The sequence below is a fragment of the Paradesulfitobacterium ferrireducens genome (assembly GCF_017310645.1).
GTDB lineage: Bacteria > Bacillota > Desulfitobacteriia > Desulfitobacteriales > Desulfitobacteriaceae > Paradesulfitobacterium > Paradesulfitobacterium ferrireducens.
Window position 1 is genome coordinate 281802 of the sequence record NZ_JAFLRH010000002.1, and the last position, 19393, is coordinate 301194.

The following is a 19393-nucleotide window of genomic DNA, read 5'->3' on the forward strand; positions in this document are numbered from 1 at the left end:
TATTGCCGGGATGTGATACATCCCGGCAATAAGTTTATGGTACAAAATTTTTAGATGTGAACAAAAATAGTCAATAGAAGACCGCGTAAGATTAAGAACGTTCAAAGAGTAGACACAGCATGTGATTAACTCATATCTTAAAAGGATTATTTATCTCGAGTGTAATTTCTCTTAATTTCTATCCATATTTTTTCGGCTAATTCATCGTAATCTTCTTTAATTGGGTAGGATTTTTCTCCTTTTTCTATATATTCTGTTAGTTCGGTCCACACAGAACTAAATATAGTATGAATTCGTTTTTCAATAATACTCCAAACTTTTTGTTTTATAAGTAGTTTGTTTCTGCTGTATTTTAGTCCTGATTCCATTAATAAATTCTTATGCTCTTCAATTCGTTGATGAAGGTCAGATAGGCCTCTGTTTTCAAGAACGCTTGTCAATACTACGGGCGGCTTCCATGAAGAATCCTTATATTGTAAGTTAAGCATCATTTCTACATCATTTTTCATTTGTTCTGCATTTCTAAGGTCGGATTTATTAATTACAAAAATATCTGCGATTTCCATAATTCCAGCTTTTATTGCCTGAATTCCATCCCCGGAATTGGGATTTAAGATAACAACTACTGTATTAGCTAAATTCATTACATCAATTTCGGATTGTCCCACTCCAACTGTTTCTAAAATAAGTCGTCTAAACCCTCCAAATTCCAAGATTTTTATAACATCACCTGTTGATGCCGCTATCCCTCCTAAATGTCCCCTTGTTCCCATGCTTCGGATGAAGACATTTTTATCATCCGCGTGGCTTTGCATTCGTATACGATCTCCCAAAATAGCTCCTCCAGTATAAGGGCTGCTTGGGTCTACTGCTAATATTCCAATACTTTCATTATCTTTTCGATACAGATGGGTTAAAGCTTCTACTAATGAACTTTTACCAGCACCCGGAGGACCAGTAATTCCAAGAATATAACTTTCTCCCGTATGAGGAATAATGTTATGCATTATATATTCCCGCTCATGACCGTTTTCTACTAAAGAAATAATTTTAGCTAGGGCACGACGATTATGTTGGGAAAGTTGTTTTAATAACTCATCAATCGAATCTTTATCCATATCCCTCACATCCTTTAAGACATTTTAATTCAAACACAAGATTATTTTAATATGTCAAATAAATTATAACTTTACAATGAATATCAGCCGAAGAGATAAAATTAGTCTGTAAATGGTTATTAAACGTGAAGCTGATTTAAGATTATCTTTTTATTTGTTATAGTCAACCGTTCAGATAACTATTATGACTACTTGAAAGATTGTTTGGGCATTTTCACAAAATGAGGACAGTATTTTGTGAGAGTATATATATACAGATGTAGTAGTTGTAGATAAGATGGTTATGGGGCTGAAAATTTAGAAAATTTAGCAAACTTTTTTTCGAGTAAACTAAGTTAGCCATAAATGTTTGGGGGGTGAAGTGAGGTATTCTACTTTAATTATTTTCCCTGGATTTTAGGAAAGAGGTGGAAAATTTGAGAAGATTTATTTATTCTTTATTAGTATTTATGCTCATCATTTCCATGATTGGTTGTGGAAGTACTACTAGTTCTAGTAGTAATAACGGGGATGGAAAGAAAAATACTAGTGATGTGAGTAAAGAAAAAATTAAATTAACCTATGCTTTTTTTGCACCGGCAAACACTTTTCCAGCGGTCCAGATGACTAAATGGAAAGAAGAGCTGGAAAAGCGAACCAATGGAAAAGTAGAAGTTCAGCTGTTTCCGGGTGGGTCTTTACTGAATGCTAACAATATGTACGAAGGTGTGGGCAAAAAGGTAGCCGATATAGGTTTATCCGTAACAACCTATGAACCGGGGCGCTACCCTTTGTTAGATATATCAGACTTGCCATCAGGATATCCCAATGCTAAAGTAGCCAGTCAAGTTGTAAATGACCTGATCAAGGAGTATCCGCCGGAAGCACTCAAAGATTATAAAATTATTACGTCTTTCGCAACTGAACCGGCCTTTATTCAAAGCAAAGCCCAAATCTCGAATTTGGAAGAACTTAAAGGAAAGCAGTTGCGTATTGCTGGAGCATTAACTCCAATTATGAAGGCGTTGGGTGCTGCACCTGTCGGTATGTCCCAAGCGGAAGCACCGGAAGCCCTGCAAACCGGTATTATCGTGGGGAACGTATCTTCCCGTGAAGTGCTAAAAGATTTCAAACTTGCGGAGATTGAGAAATATGTGACCGATTATCCGCTAACCTTAAATACCTTTGTAGCTGTAATGAACAAGGATGTATGGAACTCACTTCCGCCTGATGTTCAAAAAGTAATTGATGAGCTAAACAGTGAAATGGCTGTCTTTGCAGGAGATTATCTCGATAATCATGTTAAAGAAGCTATGGAATGGAGTAAAAAGGAGCAGGGATTAAAAGTAGTAACATTGGATCCTGAAGAAAAGAAGAAATGGGACATCCTTATCCAACCTCTACAGGATCAGGCAGTAAAAGCAGCCGCAGATAAAGGTTTGCCAGCTGAAAACTACAAGAAAAAGCTTTATGAATTAATTGCCAAATACAGCAAGTAAGAATTAAAGAGGGCACTTTCCTTTCCTTCGGATTGTAGAAGTGCCCTCTTTAATAAAATACTTGGAATAAGACGGCAGGGCGAATGGGGGGGAGCACTTGTTAGGGAGCAGAGATGATTTGCAAGTTCAAAGTGTTGACGGGGTACACCATAGGCAACGTGGAAGTATGATTTTTAGCCAATTAATTAAGGTTACGGACAAATCAGTAGCCATGTTTAATCATATTTTGGCTTGGTTGGCCGGGTTAGCTTTGCTTCTTATGCTAATTGTAGTTGTTGGTAATGCGATCGTTCGGGTCTTTTATCTCCCGTTTCCTGGAACGACAGAATTAGTTGGATGGTTAGCTGCGATTACGACTTCCTTCGCGTTGGGTTATACCCAGATGAATAAAGGGAATGTAGCGCTGGATATGGTCACCACTAAGTTGCCCCTGCGTATACAGAAATTCTTAGAAGGTATTTTCGCACTATCTACTGCACTGTTTTTCGGTATGTCCGGATGGAAGATTGTGAGTTACGGTTTTACCTTAAAAGACAGTGGTTATCTCTCGGAAACCCTTCGCTTGGCATATTACCCATTATTATTTGTCATTTCTTTAGGCTTTTTAGGGTTAACCTTAACGTTACTTTTGGAAGTTATCAAATTAGTGGAGGAGGGCGTTAAAGGTGGATCCTAGTATCATTGCCTTGATTGGTATTGTGGTTATGCTTCTGTTAATGTTTCTTAAGATGCCAATCAGTTTTACGATGTTCGTGGTAGGTTTCACCGGAGTTCTTATCTTTGCCTCACCGGGGGCAGCCTTCAATCTGTTGCAGGCAGAACTGTGGAATCAGTTTTCCAGCTATTCTTTGAGTATAATCCCCCTGTACATTCTAATGGGTGAAATTATTTTCCGCTCAGGTATAACGGAAAAGCTATTTGTCGCGGCCTACAAATGGTTCGGCCATTTGAGAGGTGGTATGGCAGGTACTACAGTGTTAGCCAGTTCTGGATTTGCCGCAATCTGCGGTTCTAACTCGGCTACGGCGGCAACGATGTCTACCATTGCTTTACCAGAACTTAAGAAATACAAATACGATCAGGCATTAAGTACCGGTTCTGTTGCTGCAGGAGGCACACTCGGGATAATCATTCCTCCCAGCACTGTCTTGATAGTTATTGCAATTCAGACTCAACAATCTGTCCGTCAGTTGTTTGCTGCCACTATTATTCCTGGTGTAATGTTAATGCTGCTCTTTCTTGCCACCATTTCCTATTTGTGTATGCGTAATCCCGAATTGGGTCCGGCTGGACCAAAAACTCCGTTTAAGGAAAAGGTACTTTCGCTAAAGGGAGTAATTCCGGTTTTCTTACTCTTTTTCTTTGTCGTCGGTGGGCTCTTTAAGGGATGGTTTACCCCCACTGAGTCAGGAGCCTTTGGTTCCCTGGGAGCAATTATTTTAGCGTTGAGCATGCGCAAACTGACTTGGGAAAACCTTCGTTTGTCCATTGCCAGTACGTTGCGTTCCTCAGCTATGGTTATTCTGTTAATAGTTGCTGCCATGGTTTTTGGGCGTTTTTTGACTTTAACCCGTCTTCCGTTTGCTGTAGCTGAATGGGTGGTAAAACTTCCGATTCCGCCGTCTGCTGTCTTAATCATCATTTTCCTGATCTTTGTTATCGGTGGCTCATTGATGGATGCCCTGGGATTTCTAATTATTGCCATTCCTATTTTCTATCCAACCGTGATGGCCTTGGGATATGATCCTATTTGGTTCGCCATTGTTCTTAACATTGTTACAAGCATGGGTGCAATTACCCCGCCGGTAGGTGTCAATGTCTTTGTAGTACAAGGGTTGTCCGGGGGAGTTGCAATGTCCACGGTATTTCGGGGAGCTATGTATTTCCTTGCTCCATACGTTTTGTTAATCGCTCTTTTAATCGTACTTCCCCAGATTGTTTTATTTGTTGTTAAGTAGAAGGCGCAGTGCCAGAGAATTAAGTAGAACAGGGGGGAATTAAGTGGAAATTGCTGTAATAGGCGGAGGCAATGGCAGTTACGCCGCAGCAGCTGATTTATCCGAACAGGGCCACCAGGTTCGAATGTGGCGCAGAAATGCAAAAGATTTCGCTTCAATTCTTGATACACGACGGCTGATATTAAAAGACTTTAATGGGATACGAGAGGTTGAGCTCTCGCTTGTCAGTACCGATCTTGGCCAGGTTGTTAAGGGTGCGAAGTTAGTGATAATTCCTTTGCCTGCGACCGCTCAGACTTCCGTGGCATTAACTTTAGCCCCGTATCTTGAAGATGGACAAATCATCTATTTAACTCCCGGAACGTTCGGAAGCTATCTGATGGCCAAAAGTTTAAGACAAGCCGGGTGTAGGGCAGATGTAATTTTCGCGGAGTCAGGGACACTTCCCTATCTCGCCCGCAAACATGGATCAGGCACGGTAGTAGTTTCAGGCAGGACGACACGTCTTCCGACGGGGGTTTATCCAAGCAACAAATCCGAGCTTGCTTTTTCGATTCTGAAACGGGTTTTTCCTGCAGTTGTTCCACTGCAAGATGCCTTGGACGGCGCGCTAATGAATGCAGGACCTATTATTCATCCCCCGCTTATTCTAATGAATGCAGGGCCAATTGAGCACTTCGAGAAATGGGACATTCACAACGAAGGAACTCAACCGGCCATTCGCCGAGTTCATGACGCTTTAGACGCAGAGAGAATTGCAGTCCGGGAACAACTTGGTTATGCTGCTCCTCACTTTCCACTATCAGATCATTATAGTTTGGAAGGCGATGAGTGGATGTATGGACGTGCTGCGCATGAAAAATTAGTGGACAGTGCGGATTGGCACGAACATTTGGACTTAAGAACTCATCGTTATATGTTGGAGGATATTGCTTGCGGTTTAGCACTGTTGGTATCCATTGGCGAATGGGTAGGAGTACCAGTTCCTGTTGCTCGTGGGTTATTGGCAGTTGCCTCCGCGGTGATCGGGGAAGACTTGCGTTTAACCGGCCGAACTCTGGAAAACCTGGGTCTTGCAACACTCACTCAATCTCAAATGAAATTATTATTAGAACGAGGATTGGGGAATGTGTTATGAAAATAGCCGAACCAATTATTGCTGTCGTAGGTGCCGGACGCATGGGAACAGGAATTGCCCAAGTTTTCGCATATTCCGGTTATAAAGTTGAACTGATTGATATTAAGGAACGACCCGCTACTAAGATGGATAAAGCACTTAAGTCGGCAGCAAACGAAATTGCCGCTAATCTTAGCTTTTTGAGTTCATTAAATGTACTTCAGGAGTCATCGATCAATGGGATCTTAGGAAGAATTGGCTATCACTATGCTGCACAAACCGAAGAAGTGTTAGCCAAGGCTGATGTTGTATTCGAAGCAGTACCCGAGGTACTCGACTTAAAACGCAAAGTATTTTACCGTATTTCTTCAATAGTAAATCCCAAAACACTCATTGCATCCACCACGTCATCTTTCTCTGCAAATGTATTGGCTGAATATGTGGAGAATCCGGAAAGGTTTCTGAATACTCATTGGCTTAATCCAGCATATCTGATTCCGATAGTAGAGGTTAGCTCTGGTGAACGAACAAGTGGTTTGGTGCTTGAGGAAATGGTAAAGTTGCTTGAGATGGCAGGCAAAATTCCTGTCAAGTGTTCCGCCTCCCCTGGGTTTATCGTACCAAGAATTCAGGCACTAGCCATGAATGAAGCAGCACGTTTAATCGAAGAGGGAGTGGGAATGCCGGAAGATATTGACAAAGCGACCCGTTTGGGTTTTGGCTTGCGGTTTGCCGTTCTTGGAATGTTGGAATTTATCGATTGGGGTGGCGGGGATATTCTATACTATGCCAGCAATTCTTTGAAGGACGCTTTGAAGGATGAACGCTTTGCACCGCCAGCCATTATTAAGAAGAATATGGAAGACGGCAATACCGGACTTAAGACGGGTCAAGGCTTTTATAATTTTAACGATATAAATGTACAAGAATACAAAAAAGAAACGCTAACCAAGTTTGTAAATATCCTGCGTTATTTAGACATCCTTGTCCCACCTGCACTTTAGGAAATGGCGCATAGCCATTCTGACAGTCAACCTTATAGAGTGGGTTGGGTAGAGAAGCGTAAACTTAAATCATGTTGTCAGTAGCGAATGCTCTGATGTTTATTAGAGCTTAAGAAAGGTAGGGATGATGTTATGGCGGTTGAGTTAGCACATTTTTACGGTAATGATCTGGCTGATATGCAATTGAGCAAACTAAAGAAAACAGTAGCATATGTTTATGCTATGTCTCCTTTTTATCGAGCAAAACTGGATACAGCAGGGGTGAAGCCGGAGGATATTAGAACTTTAGCGGATATTGCCAGGCTGCCATTTACCACAAAAGAAGAGTTGCGGGACAACTATCCGGATAAGTTAATGATAGCCCCCGAACGTGATGTGGTTAGGCTTCATGCCTCCTCGGGTACTACCGGTAAAAAGACTGTCAGTTTTTACACTAAAAAAGATATTAACGATTGGGCTCAAATGATGGCACGATGTTTTCAAATGGCAGGGATAGGACCGAGGGACCGAGTGCATAATACAACCGGTTATGGATTATGGACAGCTGGTGTAGGCTTTCAACTGGGGATTGAGGCTTTAGGGGCAATGGCTGTGCCGATAGGTCCTGCACCAATGGACCAGCAAATTGAGTTAATGGTCGATTTCGGTACAACTGTACTTGCCAGTACTTCTTCTTATGCTTTGCTTCTAGCGGAAGAGATTCAACGGCGTAATCTGAGAGACCAAATCAAGTTGCGCGTTGCATTAATTGGTTCTGAGCGCTGGAGCGATAAAATGAGAGAACAAATAAATACACTTTTAGATATTGAATCTTTTGACATTATCGGAATGACTGAAGTCTATGGACCGGGCATCGGATTAGATTGTCATTACCATCAAGGAATTCACTATTGGGCTGATCATGTATTCTTTGAAATCATTGACCCGGTGACACAACAACCGTGTCAACCGGGGGAACAGGGCGAATTGGTTATAACTACATTAAGCAAAGAAGCCATGCCGGTCATTCGCTATCGTACAAGAGATATTACAAGGATGCTGCCGGATCCCTGTAAGTGTAATTCACCCTTTCCACGCATTGACAGAATTTTAGGGCGTACCGATGATATGATTAAATTTAGAGGTGTGAATATCTTCCCCGGTCAGGTCGATGATGTGTTGAACAAGGTTAACGGAGTGAGCTGTGAGTACCAAATCGTTATGGAACGGCAACAGGGAAAAGATATTATGACCGTACGGGTAGAAGCGGAAGAAGGGTTGAATCCTGCTGAGTTCGAAAAGCTGGGAGCGAAAATAAAACAGCTCTATAAAAACCGTATTGGTGTAACTCCTACGGTAGAAATAGTAAATTATAAGGAATTACCGCGTAGCGAAAAGAAAGCAAAACGGGTCATTGATCGGAGAGAGCAAGATTAGATCGAGGATCATTATAATAAACTAAAGGCAGTTTATCTAGTCATTTGGACCGCATTTCGGTCCATTTTCTTTATGAGTTTTTTCTATTTACCCTTAAATTAAGCCGAAAACATGCAATTTATGACATTCCGCCTCAATTTCAATAATATTTATTGGATTAATGTTATGCTTAATTATTGAGAAAGACTTCCTAAAATAAATACGGGATCAGTAATAAACAAATTTACTGTAACTCTAGGTAGGAGGGACGTTCCTCATGCAAGATTATGATCAGAAAGAAAATTCTATTTCATCGGATTATTATCTGGAAGTCCTAGGGGATATTGCGGGGATAATAAACCATACTACAGATTTTCAAGATATCATTGCCAAGATCATAGAAAAGGTAGACCAATTCATGGGTTGTGAAAGCGGTGGCATCTTGTTATATGATGAGCATAAGCATGAACTAGTTTTGCAAGAGCCATCTTTTGGTCAAAAAGGTACCGGTATAGAATCTTATCGTCTTCCTGTAATGACTGATAAGGAGTATAGAGTCGGAACAGCGGTCGAAGTATTTTTAAGTCGTACACCTTATATATGTAATAATCCGTCTGAGGATAAAAATGCTAGGCAAGATATAATTGCACGTTTAGGAATTCATAATTTTGCTACAATCCCCTTAACTATAAAAGACAAAGGACTAGGGGTTCTACACGCTATAAATAAACGTAGTGGCGATTTTACTCAGGAAGACGTGTTATTTCTAAATACTTTAGGCGCGTCTATTGCTATGATCTTGGAAATGACTCGTCAACAGAATAGTCTAAAACGTTTAGTCCAGATTCAATCTGCTTTAACAGAGCAGGTTGTACAAGGTCAGGGATTGAATGAAATTGTTAATACCTTAAGCAAGGTCTTACACCTGACGGTATTGTTGGAGGACCGATTTTTTCAACCTTTATATTTTGCCAAACCTTTAGCAGGGTCTGAAAATGATGAGGATTTTATTATGCCTGCTCTGTCTCAGGATTTCTGGATGACAGGATCTGGACGAAGTTATTACAAGGAAATGATACATAAAAAGAAACCGATTACACTACCCGCTTTGCCTGATCAGAGTATACTACATCCGCGTTTGGTTGCCCCGATAGTGGTAGAGGAGGAAATATTCGGTTATCTTTCAGTTGGCCATGTTCGCGACGGATTAGAAGGTTTTGAAATAGCTGCTGTTACCCATGCAGCAACAATTTGTTCTGTTGAATTTCTCAAACAATTAATTGCCTTAAAAGCAGAAAACAGCGTGAAAGGAGATTTAATTAGGGATCTATTAACTGATCGCCTGCAGCTTAGTATCATTCTGGAAAGGGCTTCGATTATGGGATACGATTTGAGCCAATCCTGTCAGGTAATAGGAGTAAGTTTAGGAGAAAACCCTGCTAATGTACCGCTTAGGAAGCTGTATGAAGTTGTTTGCGGGTTTGTCCATGCCCAAGATCCTCATATTATGGTACTTTCGTTAGAGGGCGAAGTGCTAATTTTAGCCTATACTAAAGAAACGACAAACAGGCAATTTCTTCCTCCCTTGTCCTTGGCCGGTGCGGTGCTCCATAACGCCGAAGAACTGTTGGGGACAAAAGTATATATTGGCATTGGCCAGGTTGCCGATGAACCTGCTAAGATTAAACAATCATATCAAGAGGCATTATCGGCTTTGCGAGCCCTACCTCAATTTTCTGACAAAAAAAGCATTTTGTGTTTCGAGGAGATGGGTATTTTCCGCCTTCTTTCCAAGGCCCGGGAACAAAATGAACTAGTGGATTTCGCTCAAAAGCTTCTTAAACCTCTTATTAATTATGATCTTGAGAACAATACCTTTTTAATTCCATCGCTTAAGGCCTATTTCGATGCTAATTGCAGTGTTCAGAAAACTGCACAAAAGGCATATTTACACCCCAATACTTTACTTTACCGCCTAAAAAGAATTCAAGAGATAACAGGTTTTGACTTAAATGATACGGAAGATAGGCTGAATTTACAAATAGCTTTAAGAATTCTGCAGTTTTATTCCGATTAAAAGATGCAATAACTGAAAACGGATTAAAAAATTAAAACTAAGAGTATTGCTGGGTTTTATATAAAAGTCAACCGTTAACCGTTGCATTGGTGGATTCTGTACAAGTGAAGCATGGATTTTCGTTGATTAATACATATACAACCATAAGAATCATAATTAGAATATAAACAGAAAATTAAGAAAAAGCGAGAGGGGTTTGGTTATGTCGCGTCAACAGTTGGTAATTTCTCTACCTGAAGCGGCAGCCATGATAAAGGATGGGAACTCGGTTGGAATTGGTGGGTTCGTCACAACAAATAAACCTATGGCTTTGCTCCGAGAAATTATGCGCTTACGCACGCGAAATCTGACGATCATTGCTCCGCCTTCCAGCATGGAGGTTGATATGCTGTTGGGGCTCGGGATGGTTGAAAAACTGATCACTCCATATCTGGGAGCTGAAGCAATCGCACCGCTTGGTCCATTTCATAGTGGTTGGGCGGGAAAAAAGTTTTCTATCGAAGAGATGGAATTGGGTACTTTGGTGGCAGGATTACGCGCCCATGCTATGGCCGTACCGTTTATACCTACTCGAGGAGTTGTCGGAACCTCCATACCAAGCCTGAATCCTACTTTGCGCTATGTTGAAGACCCTTTTGGAGGTCCGCCGTTAATTGCTGTACCGCCGATTGAAATGGACGTAGTTTTAATTCACGCCAGCCAAGCCGATTGTTATGGCAACGTACAACATCTGGGAGCGACATTTATCGATCAGCTTATGGCTCAGGCCGGTAAGAAAGTAATTGTTCAAGTTGAAAGAATCGTCTCTTCGGAAGAGATCCGACGTCAGCCGGAAAATACAACCTTAACGAGTGAATATGTTGATGCTGTAGTTCTTACGCCCTATGGCGCTCACCCAATGGCTTCCCAAAATCATTATCGTGTAGATGCCGAATTTATTAAGGAATATGTTCGAGTGGCTAAGGCCTGCGTTAAAGGTCAGCCTGAGTTATTCGAGGAATTCGTGACTAAATATCTTGACAATCCTCATGGGCATGCAGCTTACCTAGAGACGGTTGGGTTGGAGAGATTATTTAGCTTGGGAGAGGGGGCCTAAATGTTTGTGAAAACAAAGGCTACAGCAAAGGAAACGGCAGCTGTGTTTATAGCCCGTCAAATCAATAACGGGGATTATATTTCCCTAGGTACCAACTTGCCTGTTCCGGCTGCAGGAGTATTGTTAGCTCAGATGACTCATGCTCCTGATGCCAAAATCAATGTGTTAAGCTATTTTGTAAATTTAGCAGGTATTGAGAGCTTCCCAGATTTAGGCCAGATTGCGAACCCCAGTGTGGCACGGTGGGCTGACGGGATTATGTCCGTTGAACAATTGATTTATGGTATTAGGCGCATGGATCTATGCTTTACCGGCGGCCTTCAAATTGATCAACATGGCAATACAAATTTAATTGGTATTGGTGATGACTATAACAACTTAAAATTTCGTGGCCCAGGTAGTGTGGGAACATCAACTATAATGGCTAATTGCCATAAATTTTTTATCTATGTTCATGATCATTCACCGCGAACCTTAGTTCCCAAGTGTGATTTTATTTCTGCATATGGATGGGGAAACGGAGGAGCTGATAGCAGGAGCAAGTTAGGGCTCCCGGGTGAAGGGCCGAAATACGTGATATCTCCGAAAGCGATTATGGATTTTGACGATGTCAATAAGAATATGCGCCTAAAACATCTTTTGCCGGGGATGGAATTAACGGATGTAATCCAGAGCACAGGCTTTGACCTAATTATTCCTGAACATTTAGAAGAATTTGAACCGCCTAGTGAAATCGAGCTTCAGATTTTACGTGAGAGGGTTGATCTAAAAGGTTATTTGCGCGAAAACAAAGAGTAAATAAGTATTTCAATAAAACTAGAATACTTTTTCCGTGAGAAAGGAGTAGTTTTGTATGGGGGATGCACCTGAAGAATTAAAAGATGCCTTACATCATTGGTACTTAAAAAATGGCATAGACCATTACCCGATCAGAGCAGTCAGCAGCGGAATTACGATTAAACCTTTATACACACCGTTGGAACAAACAGAAACAGAATATGTTAAAAAAATTGGTTTACCTGGGGAGTACCCATATACCAGAGGGGTTTATCCTTTAATGTACCGCAGCAAGGTTTGGACCATGCGCCAATATTCGGGTTACGCCACAGCTAAAGAAAGCAATGAGCGGAACAAATATCTATATCAGCAGGGGGTAACCGGTTTAAGTGTAGCCTTCGATTTGCCGACGCAAATGGGCTACGATTCAGACAATACGGAGGTTGAAGACGAGGTTGGCAGGGTTGGCGTAGCCATCGACTCCCTAGCGGACATGGAATTATTATTTAAAGATATTCCACTCGACCAAATCAGCACTTCGTTTACGATTAATGCCATAACCCCGATCATTTTAGCGATGTATATTGCAGTGGGTGAGAAACAAGGTGTGCCAAGAGCCAAACTTACCGGGACGGTACAGAATGACATCCTGAAAGAATATTTTTCCCGCGGTGCCTTTATTTTTCCACCCCGTCCGGCTTTACGCATGATTGCCGACACATTCGTCTTTTGTAACAAGGAAGTGCCCAAGTTTGTTCCTGTCAGTGTTTGTGGTTATCACATCAGGGAAACAGGGGCAGATGCAGTTCAGGAGATAGCTTATGCTTTCCTGAATGCGATGGCATATATTGATGAGGCTTTGGCTAAAGGTCTAAAGATTGATGATTTTGCTTCTCGGATTAGTTTTAATTTTGCCGCTCATATGAATTTGTTTGAAGAAGTCGCTAAATTCAGGGCTGCCAGGCGCATCTGGGCGAAACTGATTCGAGAGCATTACGAGGCTAAGGACCCGAAATCATGGAAAATGTTGTTCTTTGCAGGTACTGGTGGCAGTACTTATACTGCTCAACAACCAGAAAATAATATTGTGCGTGGTACGATAGAAACCCTAGCTATCGTTTTAGGAGGAGGGCAGGCCTTAACTGTAAATACCAAGGATGAAGGGCATGCTATCCCGTCAGAGAAGGCAACGTTAACGGCTTTGCGTACACAACAGATCATAGCGGATGAGTCCGGTGTAACCGATACAGTCGATCCCTTGGGTGGTTCTTATTACATCGAGGAATTGACTGATGAAATGGAAGAAAAGATTGTGGCAGCGATGGAAGAAATTCAGTCGTTCGGAGGAATCGTCAAGGCTATTGAAGAGGGTATGATTCAGAGGAAAATCTTGCATAGGGCCGTAGAGGAAGCAAAAAGCATTGAAAAAGGACAAAAAGTAGTTGTTGGGGTTAACAAATATGTGATTCAGGAAGAAACACCTGAGGGACTGCACAGTTGGAATCATGAGCAAGTTGAGGAGCAAAAGGAGTATTTGCGCCAGGTTAAAGCTCAGCGAAACCCTGAAAATGTGGCTAAGTCCCTGGAACAATTACGTTTGACTGCACAAAGCGGAGACAACATCATGCCTGCAACCTTGGAGGCGGTTAAAAACTATTGTACCGTAGGAGAAATGTGCAGTGTTCTGCGGGAAGTTTTTGGCGAATTCCAAGAACCGACGCAAGTTTTTTAGGGAGGGCTAAAGATGCTTGAAGGGAAAAAAACACTTCGGGTACTTATTGCTAAACCCGGCCTTGACGGACATGACCGGGGAGCAAAGGTTATGGCTAAGGCTTTAATGGATGCAGGTATGGAGGTGATTTATACTGGGCTGCATCAGAGTGTGGAAACCATTGTCACTGCTGCCAGTGATGAAGATGTGGACATTTTAGGGCTTAGTATCTTATCAGGAGCTCATGTCGGTTATACCCGCAAAATCATTGCCGGCTTGAAGGAAGCAGGTGCGCAAGATATTAAAGTTTTAGTTGGCGGTAATATTCCGAAACAAGATATACCCCTTTTAATAGAAATGGGAGTTGAAAGAGTGTTTTCAGGTAGTTCACCCCAAGAAGTAATCGACTTTATTAATAAAGCCTATCGACTTTAGGGCGTCCGCTAAAAAGAGGCTGCCAAAAGTTCTTGGACGGCAATACCATTTATAAAATTAATGGGGGAAATTTACATGAGAATTGGAATTGATGTTGGGGGTACTTTTACGGATTTAGTTTTGGTTGATGATACAAATGGAAGGACGTTATACGCTAAGGCATCTACTACGCCAGGAGCCTTATGGGAAGGCGTTATGGAAGGCTTGGAGAAGATTTTAAGCCTTGCCAAGGTCAGTATGGAGCAGGTGGATTATATCGTTCACGGGACAACCATTGGAACCAATGCAATCATAGAGCACAAGGGGGCCAAAACAGGGTTAATTACAACCAAGGGTTTCGCGGATGTGTTGGAAATCGGACGAATACAGCGGCCCAATAATGGCTTATATGACTTTTGGGTCGATAATCCTCTCCCTTTAGTTCCTCGTTATCTTCGCTTGGAAGTAGAGGAAAGAATTGACGCCCAGGGTCAAATTTACAGGCCTCTCATCGAAGAGGATGCGGTTAAGGCAATCTTAGCTCTAAAAAATGAGGGTGTTGAGGCTATTGCTGTTTCGACCTTATTCTCCTTTTTGAATCCTGTACATGAGCAACGTATCGGCGCCTTGTGTAATGAACTGTTTCCGGAAGCTTATGTATCGCTATCCTCAGAAATTGCACCTGAATTCCGCGAGTTTGAGCGCACCTCGACTACTGTGATGAACGCCTATCTGCAGCCGATTATGAATCGCTATATCTCCACACTTCGCAGCAAACTTCAAGAAAAGTACGGCGAGGTTGATTTGCGCATTATGCAGGCAAGCGGAGGCACGGTGACGGCAGATGCGGCTGAAAAACTCGCTATCGCAACCGTTAATTCCGGTCCTGCCGGCGGGGCCATTGCAGGAGCTTTTATCGGCAATCTGACGGAAACACAGAAGATTATAAATGTTGATATGGGCGGAACAAGCTTTGATATTAGTTTAATTGACAATGGCGTACCTAAAATAAGCTCTGAGACTAAATTTGAGGGCTACCCGGTGAAGATTCCCATTATTGCTATTGATGCCATAGGCGCGGGCGGCGGAAGTATTGCTTGGCTGGATCGCGGCGGGGTAATTAATGTTGGGCCTCATAGCGCCGGAGCGAATCCCGGGCCGGCTTGTTACGGACGGGGAGGGCTTAAGCCGACGGTAACTGACGCCAACCTTGTTTTAGGCCGCTTGAACCCGGATTATTTCCTGGGCGGGGAAATCAAATTGGATACGGCCAAGGCGCTACAAGCGATTGAGGAACATTTGGCGGTTCCGCTGGGACTAAGTGTTGAACAGGCGGCCGCTGGACTGATTAAGATTGTTAATGCCAATATGGCCAAGGGTATTGGCGTTAATTCCGTAGAGAAGGGCTATGATGTGCGGGAGTTTGCCCTGGTCGCTTATGGAGGAGCAGGGGCTTTGCATGTTGTGGAATTGGCTCAAGGTCTGGGGATTAAGAAGGTCATTATTCCGGAACTGGCCGGGAATCTTTCGGCATTTGGCTTGCTCGTTGCTGATGCCCGCCATGATTATGTCAGGACAGTTGCCAAAGAACTGTCAGATGTTGACTATTCCGTGTTAAATGACTTTTATCGGGAGATGGAAGGTAAAGGAATTAAACAGTTGACTGACGAGGGCTTTAGCAAAGAATATCAAGAGCTGTCTTGGTCAATGGATCTCCGCTACCAAGGACAATCATACGAACTCAATGTTCCGGTTGAGCGAAGGGAAAATATCGGGACCGAAGATCTCCAAGCCGCAGCTCAAAGCTTCCATGAACTGCATAAACGGTTATATGCGTTCAGTGATCCTGCAGAGAAAGTGCAGCTTATGAACCTAAGGGTTGCGGCTCTAGGGAAAACACCCCCTATTCAGATGAAGGGATCTAATGATGAGGCTGCTACTCTGGAAGGGGCGCTTAAAGGAGAGAGGCCGGTTTACTTTGCTCAAAGCGGTTTTGTAAGCGCCAAAGTCTATGAAAGAAGCCGTCTGCCACAAGGGAGCATAATGTATGGTCCTGCTGTGATAGAGGAAAAGATTTCGGCAACCGTGTTGCCGCCAAACAACATGTTAAAGGTAGACCAGTGGCAGAATCTCGTCATTACTGTCGGGGAGGGGATATAATGGGCCAAGTTATTGATCAGGTGACCATGCAAGTGGTGCGTTATGCATTGGAGCAAATTGCTGATGAAATGGGTTATACCTTGGTTCGGACATCACGTTCAACGATCATTAAAGAGGTAATGGACATAACCTGTGCCATATTTGATAACCAGGGACGCACAATAGCGCAAGCCCATCATGCTCCAATGTTGTTGACCGGTTTTGAGATAACCATGGCAGAATTAATAAAACGCTTTCCGCCAGGCACTTTGCAGGAAGGGGATGTAGTTATTTCCAACGACCCTTATCTGGGCGGTCAGCATATCATGGATATTCAAACAATGGCTCCGGTTTTTTATGAAGGGAATTTAGTCGGCTATGTTGGTGCTATTGCCCATCAGGCTGATATGGGGGGAGCAGCTCCAGGCGGGGTAGCCGGCGGATTGACCGAGATTTATCAGGAAGGGTTGCGCCTACCCATGGTCAAGCTTTATAAGAATTTCCAGGAAAACAGCGAGGTCTTTGACATTATAGCCAATAATATCAGGGTGCCAGATAAGACGTTGGGAGATATAAGGGCTCAAGCTGCGTGTAATTTTGTAGGAGTCCGCAGACTGCAGGAAGTATTCGCAAAATTCGGACTGGAAGTCATCCAACAAGCTACCAACATGCTTCTTGATTATTCAGAAAAGCGGATGAGGGAAAGCATTCGCAGCCTGCCTGACGGAACCTATTTCGGTGAGGATTTTCTTGATGATGATGGGATTACCGATGATGCAATCCCGATTCGGGTGACTGTTTCCAAGCATGATGATGTGATTGACGTCAGCTTTGAAGGTACCAGCAGGCAGGTTCAAGGGAATATCAATTGTCCTTTTGCCACCTCAACGGCAGCTGTCTATTACACCATCATTGGCGTAATTGATCCCCATATCCCGCCAAATTCCGGTTGCTACCGTCCGGTCAACATTACTGCCGAACTTGGAACCTTAGTAAACCCGGTTTTGCCGGCAGGTGTAGCTGCCCGGACCAACACTTCGCAGAAGATTTTAGAGGCAATGCTTAAGGCTTTGTCTATTGCAGTTCCGGATAGGGTGATGGCAGGCAGCCACGCTCAAATGTCTACCTTTGCCTTCAGCGGCAATGATCCCCGTCATGGCGGGCGGCGGTTTGTGTATACCGAGGTCCAAGGCGGCGGGGCAGGAGCGCGGCCTGGTAAGGATGCCCGCGAAGCTCAGGACTCCCATTTGGCTCGTTTCATGAATAGCCCGATTGAAGCTGTGGAGCTGGAGTATCCAGTATTGGCGGAAAGATATGAATTGATTAACGATAGTGGCGGAGCAGGAAAATACAGAGGCAGTATGGGTCTGCGCAAGGATGTGCGCATGCTGGTGGACAACGTTTCTTTTGCCCGTTACGGCGACCGGCAGAAATTCGCTCCGCATGGTTTGTTTGGGGGATTGCCGGGAAGCAAAGGAATTTTCTTTTTGAACCCTGATACACCTGAGGAGACCCACTTGAAGTCAAAAGCCTTCAGCAAGCTCAAGCTTAACGATGTTGTGAGTGCAAGACTGCCTGGCGGCGGCGGTTATGGGAATCCGAAGGAACGAGATCCCGAATTGATTAAACAAGATGTACTAAATGGCAAGGTTAGTTTGGCAATGGCCAAAGAAATATATGGATGGCAGCCTGAGAACTAAGTGCGGGAGTGGGTAATGATGGCAAATATCATTGACGGATTAGTCTGGGATAGTGATGCAGGGGCAATGACGTATAACGGAGTGCGTTATCTCTTAATCAGGCCGGAAACTCTGTCAAACTGGCAAGAAGCTGTTGAACAGCACACTGACAAGGCCGGGGAGATGATTTTTAGCGGCGGCTTAGCCGGCGGAAGGCTGTCGGGCCGGGGGTTTGCGGAAAAAATGGGATTAACGGCCCGGCAAATGGTTGATTTTATGCTGGAAATGGGTTCCCAGATAGGTTGGGGCCGTTTCGTCCTGGAGGATCTCAGTGAAGACAAGCTGGTAATGAAAGTTTATAACTCCCCCTTTGCGGTGGCCCATAGCCCAACTGCGCAAGGTGTTTGCCATCTAATCCGCGGAGTTTTTGCCGGTGTGGCTGAAGCTGTTTTTGACAGCAATGTAACAGCTATTGAAGAAGAATGTTTGGCTAAAGGGGATGAGTACTGCCGTTTTATTTTCCGAAAAACAGCAGTGTAGGAGGCATAGATATGACTGGAACGTTAAAATATGAAACACCTCATTCATTGGCCGAATTGTGGCCTTTACTGGTTAGCGACAGGGAGCTCACTGGTTTTTTGGCCGGAGGGACAGACTTGATTGTGAAATATAAACGGAAGCAACTTAATTTAACCAGATTCATTGATTTGAAAAATATTGAGAGCTTAAAAGGAATCTGGCTAGATGAAAACAAGAATCTTCACATTGGATCTTTGACCACTCTCACAGAACTCCATACCCATCCGCTTATTCAAAAACATGCTCCGCTTCTTGCTGCCGCAGCCCGAAAAATGGCTTCAGTACAAATACGCAACCGGGCTACTATCGGGGGGAATCTTTGCAACGCTGCTCCTTCAGCTGACTTAGCACCGCCCTTATTGGTATTGGACGCTGTGGTTAAATTGGAGTCGGATCAGGGTGCGCGAGAACTATCGATCAAGAGCCTTTTTACCGGACCGGGGCAGACTGCTTTGAAAATTGGAGAAGTAATGACTGAAGTGATGGTGCCTGTTTCCGAACCTAGTGATAAGGTGACTTACCTAAAGCAGGGGTTGCGTCAGGCAATGGATATCGCGATGGCAGGTGTGGCTGTAAAGCTGAACATGTCAGGGAATTTGTGTCAGGAGGCGGCTATAGCCCTAGGGGCGGTAGCACCGACCCCGATTCGGGTAAAGGCGGCTGAAGAGTGGCTGCGGGGGCAGAGGATTAATGAACAAAGTATTGCCAAAGCCGCTGAATTAGCCAAGATTGCAGCGAATCCTATCTCGGATGTGAGAACTACCGCTGATTATAGATCCGAGCTGGTTTCGGCTCTGGTAACCAAAGCAATACAAGAGTGTATGACACAGGTTTAAGAGGGGAGTGAAAAG

At 43.4% G+C, this 19393-nt stretch carries 16 protein-coding genes; 15 read left to right on the top strand and 1 reads right to left on the bottom strand.

Annotation, left to right across the window (positions count from 1 at the left end):
• Window positions 1-146: 146 nt before the first annotated feature.
• Window positions 147-1118, bottom strand: a complete 972-nt coding sequence (gene meaB, locus J0X21_RS01360) for a methylmalonyl Co-A mutase-associated GTPase MeaB (protein ID WP_206809194.1) — start codon at window positions 1116-1118, stop codon at window positions 147-149.
• 416 nt (window positions 1119-1534) lie between these two features.
• Here meaB and J0X21_RS01365 point away from each other — a divergent pair, with 416 nt between their 5' ends.
• From J0X21_RS01365 to J0X21_RS01435, 15 genes are all read left to right on the top strand, one after another.
• Window positions 1535-2596, top strand: coding sequence for a TRAP transporter substrate-binding protein (locus J0X21_RS01365; RefSeq protein WP_236005992.1), 1062 nt, complete (start codon window positions 1535-1537; stop codon window positions 2594-2596).
• A gap of 97 nt (window positions 2597-2693) precedes the next feature.
• Window positions 2694-3272, top strand: a complete 579-nt coding sequence (locus J0X21_RS01370) for a TRAP transporter small permease (RefSeq protein WP_206809196.1) — start codon at window positions 2694-2696, stop codon at window positions 3270-3272.
• The gene (locus J0X21_RS01375; RefSeq protein ID WP_328812004.1) at window positions 3262-4554 is read left to right on the top strand and encodes a TRAP transporter large permease; all 1293 of its coding nucleotides are present in this window, start codon (window positions 3262-3264) and stop codon (window positions 4552-4554) included. Before J0X21_RS01370 ends, J0X21_RS01375 begins: the two co-directional genes overlap by 11 nt.
• A gap of 43 nt (window positions 4555-4597) precedes the next feature.
• Window positions 4598-5692: an NAD/NADP-dependent octopine/nopaline dehydrogenase family protein gene (locus J0X21_RS15565; RefSeq protein WP_206809206.1), complete on the top strand. Its 1095-nt coding sequence runs from the start codon at window positions 4598-4600 to the stop codon at window positions 5690-5692.
• Complete coding sequence (locus J0X21_RS01385; RefSeq protein WP_206809208.1) at window positions 5689-6675, top strand: 3-hydroxybutyryl-CoA dehydrogenase; 987 nt, start codon at window positions 5689-5691, stop codon at window positions 6673-6675. The genes J0X21_RS15565 and J0X21_RS01385 overlap by 4 nt, the downstream gene beginning before the upstream one ends.
• A gap of 132 nt (window positions 6676-6807) precedes the next feature.
• Window positions 6808-8091: a phenylacetate--CoA ligase family protein gene (locus J0X21_RS01390; RefSeq protein WP_206809216.1), complete on the top strand. Its 1284-nt coding sequence runs from the start codon at window positions 6808-6810 to the stop codon at window positions 8089-8091.
• Window positions 8092-8347: 256 nt separating this feature from the next.
• Window positions 8348-10147: a helix-turn-helix domain-containing protein gene (locus J0X21_RS01395; RefSeq protein ID WP_206809218.1), complete on the top strand. Its 1800-nt coding sequence runs from the start codon at window positions 8348-8350 to the stop codon at window positions 10145-10147.
• A gap of 202 nt (window positions 10148-10349) precedes the next feature.
• Window positions 10350-11243, top strand: coding sequence for a CoA transferase subunit A (locus tag J0X21_RS01400; protein ID WP_206809219.1), 894 nt, complete (start codon window positions 10350-10352; stop codon window positions 11241-11243).
• Window positions 11244-12041: a CoA-transferase gene (locus J0X21_RS01405; protein ID WP_206809222.1), complete on the top strand. Its 798-nt coding sequence runs from the start codon at window positions 11244-11246 to the stop codon at window positions 12039-12041.
• A 55-nt stretch (window positions 12042-12096) separates the two neighbouring features.
• Window positions 12097-13752 carry an acyl-CoA mutase large subunit family protein gene (locus J0X21_RS01410; protein ID WP_206809224.1) on the top strand — a complete coding sequence of 552 codons (1656 nt, stop codon included), beginning with the start codon at window positions 12097-12099 and terminating at the stop codon, window positions 13750-13752.
• A 12-nt stretch (window positions 13753-13764) separates the two neighbouring features.
• On the top strand, window positions 13765-14166 hold the full coding sequence (locus J0X21_RS01415) for a cobalamin B12-binding domain-containing protein (protein ID WP_206809226.1): 402 nt from the start codon (window positions 13765-13767) through the stop codon (window positions 14164-14166).
• Between the two features lie 75 nt (window positions 14167-14241).
• The gene (locus J0X21_RS01420; RefSeq protein WP_206809228.1) at window positions 14242-16305 is read left to right on the top strand and encodes a hydantoinase/oxoprolinase family protein; all 2064 of its coding nucleotides are present in this window, start codon (window positions 14242-14244) and stop codon (window positions 16303-16305) included.
• Entirely contained in the window at window positions 16305-17984 is a 1680-nt protein-coding gene (locus tag J0X21_RS01425) for a hydantoinase B/oxoprolinase family protein (protein ID WP_206809230.1), read from the top strand. The genes J0X21_RS01420 and J0X21_RS01425 overlap by 1 nt, the downstream gene beginning before the upstream one ends.
• An 18-nt stretch (window positions 17985-18002) precedes the next feature.
• Entirely contained in the window at window positions 18003-18503 is a 501-nt protein-coding gene (locus J0X21_RS01430; protein ID WP_206809232.1) for a V4R domain-containing protein, read from the top strand.
• An 11-nt stretch (window positions 18504-18514) separates the two neighbouring features.
• Window positions 18515-19378 carry an FAD binding domain-containing protein gene (locus J0X21_RS01435; RefSeq protein WP_206809234.1) on the top strand — a complete coding sequence of 288 codons (864 nt, stop codon included), beginning with the start codon at window positions 18515-18517 and terminating at the stop codon, window positions 19376-19378.
• Window positions 19379-19393: the final 15 nt, after the last annotated feature.